Consider the following 11958-nt stretch of genomic DNA (forward strand, 5'->3'; position numbering starts at 1 on the left):
CGGAAAAAAACTACGATCCTAGAGTTTGACTCGAACCTTGGGGAGTTCGTCCCGAAGTCTCACCACATCCGATTTTTCGAGTAAGGTCTTTTGTAAAACCAGATGTTTTAGGTGGTTTAGTTTTGCCAGGTTTTTGGGAAGGGTTTTGTATTCACGCATGAGAGTGAGGTCTAAAATTTCTAAGTTGGGAAGGGTTGCGATCACTTCCACATCAGCCTCTGTTAGTTGCACTTTGGTTTCGTCTAGGGCCAAAGTTTTTAGATTTTTCAAACGACTGATGACAGCGGGAATTTCCTTTAGTTCTGTTCTTCCCAGTAATAAAACTTCCAAGTTTTCTAAGTTCCCGATTTCTTCTGGCAAGGTTTGGATAGGGTTTCCAAAAAGATTTAAAATCTTTAATTGTTTGAGATTTCCAATTTCTTTAGGGAGAACTTGTAAAGAGTCGTATTGGAGGGTGAGTTCTTCTACCTTTGTTAAATTACCAATGGACGCGGGTAATACTCCAAATTCTTTGTTGGAAAGATTAAAGACACGGTCTTCTTTATGTTCTAAAATCCATTCTTCTGCATTCACCACTTTTTTGTTACATTGTAAAACTAGAGCAGTAAGAAATAGGGCAGCCAGTGTTCTGTATATAAAAGACTTCATAAAACCAATTTTATCATTTCAGATATTTATTATAGCCAAATTCTAATTCTCGAATGATAAACTGAATGTAATCCATTTGGTCACGATCTGATTTATAAATACTTGCTTCCTTTCTATAATACTCTGCCAGTTGCGTTCTAAATAAAATGGTGCGAAAGTCCGCTTTGGATAAAATGAGTTCCTTGGGTCTGTTTTTTAATTGGATGGCTTCTGGAATTTTCATCACTACAGAGATTTGAATGATGGCGTGTTCTATCTCTGCCACAATTTTGTTTACCTCTTTTTTCCCATCGGCAGGTGGCAGTTGGACTTTGATATCCTCTACACAATCTTCGATATGGTTTCGTAACCTTTTGAAATCATAAACCTTCTCTGCGATGCTATTGAATTTTTTGGGATAAATGAATCCTTCTGCTACTTTAGCGATTCCTAGCGTTCGATTTTCTTTAGGAGATGTGGATGTTAGTATCTGTTTTTCTGAAACTTGTTTCTTTTTTCCATCATTCCGATAGAGATATCCAAGAGATAAACCCACAAGGAAACTCATAAAAAAACCACTCACTATGTATTCTAAAGTTCCCAGGAGTAATGAAACAACTGTAGTCAGTGAGGCCAGTGCTAAAAAAGTAAATACACCGATGGGAACATGAAACTTTTCTTGGAGGGCAGAAAAAGAAATTCTTGGTTCGGATTTTTCCGATGATACGGAATCGGTTTCTTCTTCTAATTCTTTTTCTGGAACTTCGTCTTTGTCTATATTTTCATCTGACCTGTTTTTTAAAATCACACGGATTTGGTCTAGGATCGGAAGTTCATTTCGATAATTGGAATCGGTTTTTGCGAGTGTTAGTGTATTTGCCTCTACCTTAGAAAGTTTTTTTTGGTCTAAGGCAAAAAGAATATGAAAGGTATCTTCTTTCATTTCTAAACAACCATAGGTTTCGGAAAGTGCAGTTACAATTTTTGAGATTGTCTTTGTGGCCTCTGATTCATTTTTAAGGCCAAGAGATTTTATCTCCGACTTTAAATCTAATTTTGTAAGGGTGAGAGTGTTTGCCGTATTGTCTTCAATTTTTGTTCCTAGAAATTTGATGAGTGTTGTGACGGCTTCTTCAGCATCCTCTTTTTTCTGTTCTTTCAAACGTTTGGAAAGTTTATCTAAAATGATAAGACTTTCTCTAATGGAATGATTTACCCTTTTGCCTTCATCGGTTGTGATTTTTTCAAAAGGAAATTCTTCTAATAGGGAAGTGATTTCAGGAACGAAATTAACACCTGTTTTGAGAAGTGCTTCTGTTGTTCTCGGAATTTTTGATTCTAAGTCCAGGAGTTTGTCTAAAAAACTAGAGTATTTGTTTTCAGTGGAATATTTTTTCAGATAAGGAAAAGAAAATATTTTTAATCCGTCAAGTTGCACTGCGAGGTGACGCGCATATTCAGGATTATGGGATCCGTTTGGTAAAATGAGATGGTATCCTGGGATGATTTCCACAAGCCTTGCCGTTTCTTTCCCTCTAGAAATTACATCCATGACAAAGTCTTTCATCGGAATGTATCCATATGTTTCCATGGTTTTACGAATCATGGATTCTAGTTCGCTTTCATAACTCAGTTTGGTGGGAAAAAAGTATGGATTCCCTTTTTGGTCAGAACGAACAAGACCCGCACCAGGGTTTTCTTCTTCCAGTATAAATTCCCGACCGGCTCTTGATTTCAAAAGTTGGTCAATCAAATCGATACTGTATTTGAAACAAGCTCTCCGAAAAGGAACAATGTCAGTTTTTTCTTTGTTTTGTGGGGCAATCATACTCACACGCATGTTTAGTTTTTGGTCCACAAGTAAAAAGAAGGGATAAAAATAAACCACCGCTTCTCTGTTATGTTCTGTTAGTCCCGCAAGTTCTTTGAAGGCTTCGACAATGGCTGCTTGTGATTTATGTGAATCTGTGAGTTGGACTTGTTTTGAGAGTAATTCTGGAATGGAATCAACTGTGAGTAACAGCGATGGAGTAATTTCGGCACTGCCATGCATTTCCAATCGTCTATGACGCACTCGTAATTCTTCTAAGATTGCCTGCGAAGTCATAGAGTAACTTGCTATGTTTTTTGGCAAAGGGATGAAAAAGGAAGGTTCGGTAGTTTCACCAGTGAGTGGTGTTTCTGAATGAATGGGATCTGAGAATGGTTCCAAAATATACCTTCTGCGAACAGTATCAAAACCTATTTTCCGTAAATCAAGAGAGAAAGTTAGTTTCTATGGGTTTCCCGAAAGAATCGGAAAGGGAAATTTGGGCTTGGTTTCTTTAATCAGGGAATACAAAAAGAAAAAAGTACACATGGTGGAATCCCTGATTTTATGTAATGACTCCTTAGTTTCTTATATCAATAAAAACTTGGGGGGTGATTGATAAACCACAAATTCTTATCGTTATGAATCAAAATGGAATGTATAGATTAAAATATCTGGAAATTTGTCTATAAGTTATGAATAAGAGTGACAAATCTTAGTTTCTATTCGTCTACTCGTATATGGACATTAGATTGGCAGCAGTTCTATCAGAACGCCAAAAAAAAGTAGATACATTTTTTCTTTGGGCAATTTTGGCTCACACTCCTCTTATTTTTTTTCTCTCGCTCGGTTATGGCGCTACTACAGTTGTTACTCTTTCGGCAGTGGTGATTTCATTAGTTTCGTTTCTTTTTTATAAGATAGCACGTGGATCTTTTTTCCTTAGGGCATGGAATGGGGCAACTCTTATGATGTTTAGTGCTCTTATGATCCAAGCTCAGTTTGGACGCATCGAAATGCACTTCCATGTATTTAGTGCCCTTGCTATTTTATTTGTTTATGAAGACTGGAGAGTATTACTCGTTGCGGCTCTGACAATTGCCGTACACCACTTAGTAGGAAATTACATCCAAGAGTTTGGGACCGTTATATTTGGAACCAAGGTGATTGTATACAGTTATGGAACAGGTCTTGAGATTGTTCTTACCCATGCATTATTTGTGGTGTTTGAAACTGGAATTCTAATTTATTTTTCCATTCGTTCTGTTTTGGAATTGAAAAAACAAATTGAAGCACAGACCCATTTGGAAACTGTGATGGCCGGTGTCACTGCGGCTGTAGAGGAAGTATCTTCTGGTACAAAAACATTTATTGAAAATTCCAATTTGATCTCGCAAAAAGTAAAAGAATTTCAAACTTCTTTTCAAACCCAATCTTCTTCCATTGAAGCTATTTCCGCCGCAACAGAAGAAACGGCAGCTTCCAGCCAATTGATTTTAGAAGGTGCCAATCGCCAAATTGGTGAAGTTAAAACAGTTGAGGAACTAAATCGAAATTTATTTAGACTCAGTGAAGGGTTTGTGACTTCATTGGAAGTGATGCGTTCCAAAATCCAAGAGTCAGCTGATAGTGTTAAAAAAACGGAAACGGAATTTACAGGTCTTTACCAATCCATGGAAGTCGCTGTTGACGATTCAGAAAAAATGGAAGAAATTTTAGATTTAATTTCCGATATTGCCGAAAAGGTCAACTTACTCTCGTTAAATGCTTCCATTGAAGCCGCTCGTGCAGGAGATGCCGGACGTGGATTTGCTGTTGTTGCATCGGAGATTTCAAAACTTGCAGATTCAACAGCAGAAGCTACAAAGAACATTTCTTCCATTTCGGGGAAAATCAAATCGGCCATCCAAGTAAGTTTTAAACAATCCAATCAAATCAACCAAACCGTTCAAAGTTTTGTGAAATCAATTTTATCTTCAGAAGAAGGGATGCGAGAACTCACAGTCAAAATTACAGGAACGCTTTCTGCCTTTGAAAAACAAGAAGAAGCATTGCTTACTTTGGACCAAATTGCCCAAGAGATGCAAGTATCAAGTAGAGAACAATATACAAGTATGGATGATATTTCACATTCCATCATTGATTTAAATGTAAAAACACAAACCAATTTAGGCACTTGTGGTAACATGATTGGTCTCATCGATAAAGGGAATGTGATATTTCATGGTTTAAAGGATTCCGTAGAAACTTTAGCGGCCATCATTGACGATGATAAATCGTAATGGATTTCTGATTCGGTTTGGGTTATTTGGTATTGGCCTCTGCCTATTGATTTTACTTAGTTTTACCATTGCTTTTTTTAGTGGAAAAACTCGATTTGTGGATTGTCCCTTTTGTTCGGAAAAGTTTTCAAAAGAACCAAAGGATACCTGGATTTGGATTTATCCTGGACTTGTGGGTTGTGGTAAAAAATGTCCTTTGGCTTTAGAGGCCCTTCGCCGGTTTGGAGAGAGATTTCCTGAGGTAAAAACTTCCTTTTATTTTTTAGTAACCGATCCCAATGAATCTAAAGAGGATATAGAATCCTATCTGTCATATTACAGAAAAAGTCTAAACATCCAAGCCCTTCGCCCAGAAACGGATGAAGAAATTAGGTTCTATCGAAAGTTAGGTGCTTATTTGCCAGTCCATCCAACACTAAAAAAAAGAGATGAACATGGAACTCAGTTTTTTTTAATTCCACCCAATCGCGATGTTTTGTATTTAATACCGAAATTGGGGGAAAAGGAATGGATCGAAATTCGAAATGAAATAGATTCTGAGAGACCAACTGATCTGTATTAATGGATCATGTGGTAAACTTCTTTCATTTCCTCTCTGAGTAGTTTCATTTTGTTCGGCACATCTGGATTGGAAATGTCTTCTGGATTTAAAAGGTAATTTTCTGGGCCTAGTTCTTTGATCATCATTTTAGTTTGCCAAGTATTGTCTTGAGGCATATTGATGTCCGACAAAAATGTATAATTTCTTTTGAGTTCTGGTTTTACAAAATCCAAAATAGAATTAAAGTGGTGGTCGTTATAAATTTTTCTACCGTCCGCTAACCTTGTGTATCCGCGAACTACATAGTCAATATAAACCACATCACATTCAAAGGCTTCGAATAAAAAGTTAATGGAATCTAGTGGGATAATCTCTCCACAAGTAGAAATATCAATGTCCACACGAAAGGAACAAATTCCATCTGGATCTGCTGCGTCCGGGTAGGTATGAACTGTGATATGTGATTTGTCTAAGTGCATACTGACTTGTGTCGAAGGGATTGGATTGCCACCACCTTTGACGTCACTCATCAGAACCATAGCAGAAGCACCTACAGGATCGTAATCTTGTGCAGAGACAGAAAGGATATTGGCATCAATACGTTTGACAATCTCTTTAGAGATTTCTGTAATTTTGCTAGCATTGTATTTGTCATGGATATAACTTACGTATCTACCTTTCTGTTCATCATCGAGAGTGATACAAAAATCGTAGAGGTTAAAACTCAAAACTTTTGTGAGATTATTGAAACCGGAAAGTTTGATTTTTTCTTTATCCATTGTCACCTGCATGTATAAAGAACAGAAATTCGGCATTTGGGTGAGAAGCAACTGAAATAACGAGGAAGTTTTAGAAAAGTCATGGAAAACAAAATGGAATGGTGGAAACAAACTTCAATTTACCAAATTTACCCTTGGTCCTTTCAGGACTCAAACGGGGATGGGATCGGTGATTTACCAGGCATAATAAGGCGTTTGGACCAAATCCAGGATTTAGGTGTGGAAACCATTTGGTTCTCACCTTTTTACAGGAGTCCAGGGGAGGATTTTGGTTATGATATTTCAGACTACACAGCCATTGATCCTAGGTTTGGAACGATGGAAGACTGTGACAAACTGATTCGAGAAATCCACAAACGAAAGATGAAAGTGGTTTTGGATATGGTGATGAACCATACCTCGGACAAACACCCATGGTTTATCGAATCCAAGTCTTCGAAAGATAATCCAAAAAGAGATTTTTATATTTGGAAAAAGGGAAAAAATAAAAAACCAAACAATTGGATTTCTATGGTAGGGACATCTGGTTGGAATTATGACAAATCCACTGACGAATTTTATTATAGTAATTTTTTATCTTTCCAACCGGATTTGAACTATCGTAATCCTAAAGTCAAAAAAGCGATGTTTGGTGTTTTGGATTTTTGGTTAAAAAAAGGTGTGGATGGGTTTCGTCTTGATATCTTCAATTCGATTTATAAAGACGAAAGTTTTAAGGACAATCCTTTTAGTCTCAGGTTTTTTCCAACACCGGATAACCATGATGAGGCGTTCTTTCAGAAAAAAACCTACAACTTAAATTTACCAGAATCCTTTTTGTTTGCTAAGGAAGTTCGTAAACATATTTCCAAATACAAACAAAAACCATTTCTCATCGGAGAGGTGAGTGGGTCTGGCAAAGTTCTTAAATCCTTTTTAGGGGAAAAAGCTGATGGGCTCAATTTGGTATTTCAATTTGAGTTAATTCACTTCGACTACCATGCTCAGTTTTTTAAAGAACTATTGGATAAAAACGAAAAAGAATTTCCGACTCCTTTCACTCCTACTTATGTTTTAGGAAATCATGACCAAAGGCGTTACATTGATAGGTTAGGTGGTGATATACGAAAAGCAAAAGTCCTTTCCGCGTTTCAGTTTTTGGCCCGAGGGATTCCGGTTGTGTATTATGGAGATGAAATTGGAAGGAAAGAAGGTAGGATTTCCAATTTTTTAGGAAAAGACCCCATTGCTAAAATGAATCGATTTGTGCCTTTATTTTTATCGAATTTACTTGGAATTTATATCAATAGGGACAATTGTCGTCTGCCTATGTTATGGGATGATGGTGAAGGAGCCGGATTTACGACCGGAAAATCATGGTTACCTGTTGGAAAATTTTTGGCTTCTGATACAGTCAGTGGACAGAAAAAAGAAAAAAATTCTCTTTGGAACCATTACCGTTCTTTATTCCATCTAAGGAAAAATTCGAATGTTTTAAGAGAGGGAAGTTTACATACCAAACAAATTAGTGGTTCGGATGTTTTGTGTTTTGAAAGGAAGTTGGGTGATAAAGTGGTCACCGTTTATTTAAACTTTGGAGATAAGAGTTGGAAGGAATTGCTTCCTGTAAATTTTAACTTGTTGTTTTCGTTTGGTGGTGCTGATCTTAGGGAAGGTAAATTGGAACTACCTGGTCACTCAGGAATGGTTACTGAATTTCGCTTACGGAAGTAAATGTCCGTTTAAGTTTAAGATTTTTAAGATTTTAAGGATTTGCGGATTCACGTTGATTAGATACAAACTGACACCTTGTTTTCTGTAGATCATTTTTTTGTAAAGAAGTAGGCCAAGCACAGAAGAAGAAACTTCTTCCACATTAGAAAAATCTAAGGAGAGGGAAGTGACTCCCTTTTGGAAGATGTTTGTCATGTCTTCTTCTAGGCTTGCTGCAGAATAAACATCCAGTTGATTGGATTCGATGCGATAACAATTTTCCTCTACTTTTTTTGTGACCATATTGTCCCTCACAAATCAATGGACGGTAAAAGAGAAAAATACCTGAGGGTTTGGAAAAGAAAAACGGTTCGAAATATTTTTTATATCAAACATTTTTTTCAATTCGCCCTAAAGTTTCCCTACGGATGGATATGTGAATTTCTTCGTTTGGAACGGAATTGGAAGGAGTGAGATGATCTCCACTGATACCATTTAATCGAAATTAGATCCCAAATAAAATAAAAAATGACTCCCGAATCTAGTTTGGATTGTCCCCAAGTGCGTAGGCCAAATGTATATCCCACTTCTGCAATTTTTTCCGTCCGAACCGATCCCAATATTTCAAAAAGAATTTTATAACCGCGTGGGTGGAGTTTTCCTTTGGTTTCTAGATAAATTGATTTTCTGATTCCAAAAAATCCGCTCATAGGATCGGAAATAGGAACAGGAAATAACCACTCAGAAATTTTGGTAGCAAACTGACTGGCTAACTTTCGTAATATGGGGAAGTTTCCATAACCACCATTTTCACTTCGACGTGTAGCAACAACGATGTCATTTTCACCAAGTAGGCGAATGACATCGGGAATTTTTGTATAATCGTGTTGGAAATCGGCATCCACAACGACTAAATTATCACCTTCTGCTTTTCCATAACCGTAAGTCACGGCAGAACTCAGTCCTCTTTCTGTGGTACGAACAAAGGGTTTGATTCTTTTGTCATATTGTGCGAGGACTTTGGCTACTTCAAAGGTTCCATCAGGAGAATTATCATCCACAATCACAATCTCGAAATCTATGGATTCTTTTTCTAAAATTTTGGAAATGGTTTCAGCGCAGTTTTTGATATTACCGGCTTCGTTATAGGTTGGGAGGATGATACTTGTTTTATTTTGCATGACCAGTCATTTAACTTTTTTTGTTTTTAAAAAAGCCCCTTTGTTTGATTTTTGATACATAACTCACCATTCGTACAGGAATCTGCAATGGCCTTGGAACATTCGGAAAACAATTGGTATTGTTTGGTACAAAGAATTTCACAAGCGAATTGATACATTTTAGGATCTTGTGATTTCTTTTGTTCATCTGTTAAACAGAGACTTGCTTTTTCACAAAGTAATTTACATTCCTGTGATTCTCCCGATTTGGCTTTGATTCCAAATTTAGGTGCATTTTCTTTGGAGAAGTCCCAAAGAGAAATAGCGAATAACAGTAAAATTAGGATTCCATATTTTTTCATGGTAATTCTTTTTTCTCCCATACACTGACTTCGGATTGGAAGGAACGTTTATCTACTTTTAGAAGGGCATTGGCGATTTGATAAGAATCCAGAACTAGATGTTGTTTCCATTGATACCAAGAAATTTTCTTTTCAAAGTTACTGGTGAACGATGTGGAATCACTGAAATTAATTAAAATTTCAGCATTAGGACATGTATCTTTATATGTTAACGGTAACGCAAAACTAACCTTTGAAGTCTTTAGTTTGTTTTGTACATCCATGGCTGTCCAAGGATTTTCTGCAATGACACAAACTTCCTTTTTATCTGCGTTGATGTTTTGTTTAGTAATGTCTGGATCTGACATAGGTCGCAACAGAAAAAGCATAGTGATGGGGACAAGTAATAGTTGTGGAATTAAAATTCCGTAAAATTTTAATTTTTCATTCTTTGATAACAAAATAAAACTAAGTGTTAGGATGATTCCAAGAAGTGCTATGGAAAATAATCCTGGTAACCTTAACACAACGGCAATGGCGACAAATAAAAAATAGACAACCGGTATGGAGTATTGGTTGATCTTTGAAAGAATCAAAGTTTTCCAACTTATTTTTTTCATTGCAGGAAGTAAAAAAAGTAAAGTGATGAAAGGGGTTACGTAATACGGATCTTTACGATTAGGCAATAAATGGAAGGTAGTAACAAGTATTAGGAAAACTATGACCATCATCACAAAAATCTGATTTTTCTGATTGGAAGGTTTTTTTAAACTAAGCCAAAAGATATGTAAGATAGGAATTGTAAAGGGAATGGTATAAAGAAGCCATCCTCCCCAAATCCTAAGTCCCGATTGGTTGGTTGCATAAAATTTTCCCATATTTTCCGTGATAAAAAAGAATCGGAGTAATTCTTTTCCGGAACTGGTAAATAAATACAAATAGGAAATCCAAAGGATAGGAATGATTAGCGATAAACTAAATAACAATAGTGTTTTTTTCTCATCCTTTAGGGGGTAAAAAGAAATTTGAAACTTCCCTTTTCGAACATGAATCATCCTGATATAAAGATAACTCATTAAAAACAAAACAATGTAGATATGAAGGATTGGACCTTTGAGTAAATACCCAAACCCTACAAAAAAACTTCCCCAAGCAACGTATGTTAAATTCTTTTTCTCTTTCGACTTAAAAAACAAAAATATATAAAGAAGGGTAAAAAATACCATGGCTCCTTCCATCATCAGGAGACCAAAAAATTTTAATGAGAGAAACGAAAAGGCAAAGGTAAGTGTCGCAAGTTTGGTTTCTTCCAATGATTTGCTTATAGATAAATAAAGTTTATAAAAAAGGGCCAATGTCCCCAATCCAAAGGAAAAAGAAACCAACCTTTCTGCCAAATAACTCACACCAAAAATTCGATCAAAAAACATTCCTAACCAAAAGAGAAGTGGGGGTTTGTAGGGATTGGGTAAACCCGAAAGGACAGGCAAAGTATAACTTCCCAAGTCCAAACTTTCCCGAATGGAACGTATGTGCATGATTTCATCACCCTGAGGGAATGGCAGGTCGGGAACACCGAGTGTGAAGGCGAAAATTGCTGAAAAGATGAAAAAAATAACAAAAAACATTTCACCCCCTTTTCTCCATGAACGAAGATACTGACTAGTCAGTCAATGTAATTTAATTTAAAATAACGAATGGAATTTTTAAAAATTGGTAGGTTTGCTTCCGTTTTTGCAATCTCGAATCGTTCTCTAAGGATTAAAAATAAGTGAGGGCAGGGTTTGGGAGAAATCTGATTCTGTGTTCGTTTATGAATGGTGTTTTGTTTGAGTAGATTTGGTCGCAATCATAAATTTGAATCTCTACACCAACGATTCGACATATAAAGTTTATATGCCAGTCAAACCATTAGTGGATTGCACGGGCTACTGGGAAGTTCTGCCCCTTTAAATAAAAGGGGCTATTTCTTGATGAGTAAAATTAAACTAATGACTACCTGCATGAGAAAAAGAGTGGAAATGGAACCGGCGATTCTGTAAATAAATTTTGTTTGATTCTCTAATTCTTGAATACGGAAACTATTAATAATAAAATAGGCTTCTGCATTGGAAGGTAAATATATATACTCTTTTTCTTTTTCAATCGGCAGTTTAAATGTTTTCTGAGTTACTGATTGTTGCGGAAGTTCTTCATCATGGAGTATTTTTCCTGAAAGCTCTGAATACCTTTCCTTAATCAATGGATTTGTCCTCCATCTAACATAAGCATCGTTATAATATGGAAAAGCAGATTTGAATTGTTTTTTTGAATATAAGCCTTCTCCTTTTGCTATCCATAATTCTGTTTCAAGTAACTCCAGTTTTGTTTGGTCAATTTTCGAATTTTGAAATTTACTGAATAGGTCTTGGGCTTCAAGGAATTTTTTTCCTTTAAGTTGTATCTATAAAGAAATATACCTTCTTCCGAAACGGAATCAGCAATGCTCATTGAGCTGATGAGAAATAAGAACATCAAACTTACCTTTTTCATATTTACCTGCTTAGGATTACTGCTTTGTGTCCAAATCTACTTCTAGGCATACTACAAACTCTTCTTTTTTCTTCAGCGATGAGGCCTTTGATCATACTTCCATTTTTTAAATGAAAAATCCTATCTTATAAGAGGTATTTGGCGATTGTTTTTTGCTTAAATCAAATGATTCTAAATTTTTTTTGGGGATTTTA

Annotated in this window: 12 protein-coding genes; 3 read left to right on the top strand and 9 right to left on the bottom strand. The window is 36.2% G+C overall.

Annotated features, from left to right (window positions below):
• Positions 1 to 18 precede the first annotated feature (18 nt).
• On the bottom strand, positions 19 to 648 hold the full coding sequence (locus EHQ24_RS01420; RefSeq protein WP_135599920.1) for a leucine-rich repeat domain-containing protein: 630 nt from the start codon (positions 646 to 648) through the stop codon (positions 19 to 21).
• 13 nt (positions 649 to 661) lie between these two features.
• Positions 662 to 2839, bottom strand: a complete 2178-nt coding sequence (locus EHQ24_RS01425) for a hypothetical protein (protein WP_135599921.1) — start codon at positions 2837 to 2839, stop codon at positions 662 to 664.
• Between the two features lie 350 nt (positions 2840 to 3189).
• Between EHQ24_RS01425 and EHQ24_RS01430 the strand changes: the two genes are divergently transcribed.
• Both EHQ24_RS01430 and EHQ24_RS01435 read left to right on the top strand, forming a co-directional pair.
• The gene (locus EHQ24_RS01430) at positions 3190 to 4719 is read left to right on the top strand and encodes a methyl-accepting chemotaxis protein (protein ID WP_135599922.1); all 1530 of its coding nucleotides are present in this window, start codon (positions 3190 to 3192) and stop codon (positions 4717 to 4719) included.
• On the top strand, positions 4706 to 5281 hold the full coding sequence (locus EHQ24_RS01435; protein WP_167483034.1) for a hypothetical protein: 576 nt from the start codon (positions 4706 to 4708) through the stop codon (positions 5279 to 5281). Before EHQ24_RS01430 ends, EHQ24_RS01435 begins: the two co-directional genes overlap by 14 nt.
• Here the strand turns inward: EHQ24_RS01435 and speD are convergent.
• On the bottom strand, positions 5278 to 6039 hold the full coding sequence (gene speD, locus EHQ24_RS01440; protein ID WP_135599923.1) for an adenosylmethionine decarboxylase: 762 nt from the start codon (positions 6037 to 6039) through the stop codon (positions 5278 to 5280). The genes EHQ24_RS01435 and speD overlap by 4 nt on opposite strands.
• A gap of 81 nt (positions 6040 to 6120) precedes the next feature.
• On the opposite strand from speD, the gene EHQ24_RS01445 reads away from it, so the two are divergent.
• Positions 6121 to 7752, top strand: a complete 1632-nt coding sequence (locus EHQ24_RS01445) for an alpha-amylase family glycosyl hydrolase (protein WP_208725682.1) — start codon at positions 6121 to 6123, stop codon at positions 7750 to 7752.
• On the opposite strand, the gene EHQ24_RS01450 is transcribed toward EHQ24_RS01445, so the two are convergent.
• From EHQ24_RS01450 to EHQ24_RS19335, 6 genes are all read right to left on the bottom strand, one after another.
• Entirely contained in the window at positions 7741 to 8034 is a 294-nt protein-coding gene (locus tag EHQ24_RS01450; protein WP_135599924.1) for an STAS domain-containing protein, read from the bottom strand. The two genes, EHQ24_RS01445 and EHQ24_RS01450, sit on opposite strands and share 12 nt — an antisense overlap.
• A 119-nt stretch (positions 8035 to 8153) precedes the next feature.
• Positions 8154 to 8912, bottom strand: a complete 759-nt coding sequence (locus EHQ24_RS01455; protein WP_135599925.1) for a polyprenol monophosphomannose synthase — start codon at positions 8910 to 8912, stop codon at positions 8154 to 8156.
• Between the two features lie 26 nt (positions 8913 to 8938).
• A complete protein-coding gene (locus EHQ24_RS01460) occupies positions 8939 to 9253 on the bottom strand; it encodes a hypothetical protein (RefSeq protein WP_135599967.1) in 315 nt (104 codons plus the stop codon).
• On the bottom strand, positions 9250 to 10860 hold the full coding sequence (locus EHQ24_RS01465) for an ArnT family glycosyltransferase (protein ID WP_135599926.1): 1611 nt from the start codon (positions 10858 to 10860) through the stop codon (positions 9250 to 9252). The genes EHQ24_RS01460 and EHQ24_RS01465 overlap by 4 nt, the downstream gene beginning before the upstream one ends.
• 38 nt (positions 10861 to 10898) lie before the next feature.
• Positions 10899 to 11081, bottom strand: coding sequence for a hypothetical protein (locus EHQ24_RS01470; protein ID WP_135599927.1), 183 nt, complete (start codon positions 11079 to 11081; stop codon positions 10899 to 10901).
• Between the two features lie 114 nt (positions 11082 to 11195).
• On the bottom strand, positions 11196 to 11474 hold the full coding sequence (locus tag EHQ24_RS19335) for a hypothetical protein (protein ID WP_244310254.1): 279 nt from the start codon (positions 11472 to 11474) through the stop codon (positions 11196 to 11198).
• Between the last annotated feature and the right edge of the window lie 484 nt (positions 11475 to 11958).

The organism is Leptospira noumeaensis, assembly GCF_004770765.1.
Classification (GTDB): domain Bacteria; phylum Spirochaetota; class Leptospiria; order Leptospirales; family Leptospiraceae; genus Leptospira_A; species Leptospira_A noumeaensis.

Excerpts from the sequence above, each read along its gene's own strand:
- speD (WP_135599923.1), bottom strand. The coding sequence starts at position 6,039 with ATGGATAAAGAAAAAATCAAACTTTCCGGTTTCAATAATCTCACAAAA.
- EHQ24_RS01420 (WP_135599920.1), bottom strand. The coding sequence starts at position 648 with ATGAAGTCTTTTATATACAGAACACTGGCTGCCCTATTTCTTACTGCT.
- EHQ24_RS01455 (WP_135599925.1), bottom strand. The coding sequence starts at position 8,912 with ATGCAAAATAAAACAAGTATCATCCTCCCAACCTATAACGAAGCCGGT.
- EHQ24_RS01445 (WP_208725682.1), top strand. The coding sequence starts at position 6,121 with ATGGAAAACAAAATGGAATGGTGGAAACAAACTTCAATTTACCAAATT.
- EHQ24_RS01435 (WP_167483034.1), top strand. The coding sequence starts at position 4,706 with ATGATAAATCGTAATGGATTTCTGATTCGGTTTGGGTTATTTGGTATT.
- EHQ24_RS01460 (WP_135599967.1), bottom strand. The coding sequence starts at position 9,253 with ATGAAAAAATATGGAATCCTAATTTTACTGTTATTCGCTATTTCTCTT.
- EHQ24_RS01465 (WP_135599926.1), bottom strand. The coding sequence starts at position 10,860 with ATGTTTTTTGTTATTTTTTTCATCTTTTCAGCAATTTTCGCCTTCACA.
- EHQ24_RS01450 (WP_135599924.1), bottom strand. The coding sequence starts at position 8,034 with ATGGTCACAAAAAAAGTAGAGGAAAATTGTTATCGCATCGAATCCAAT.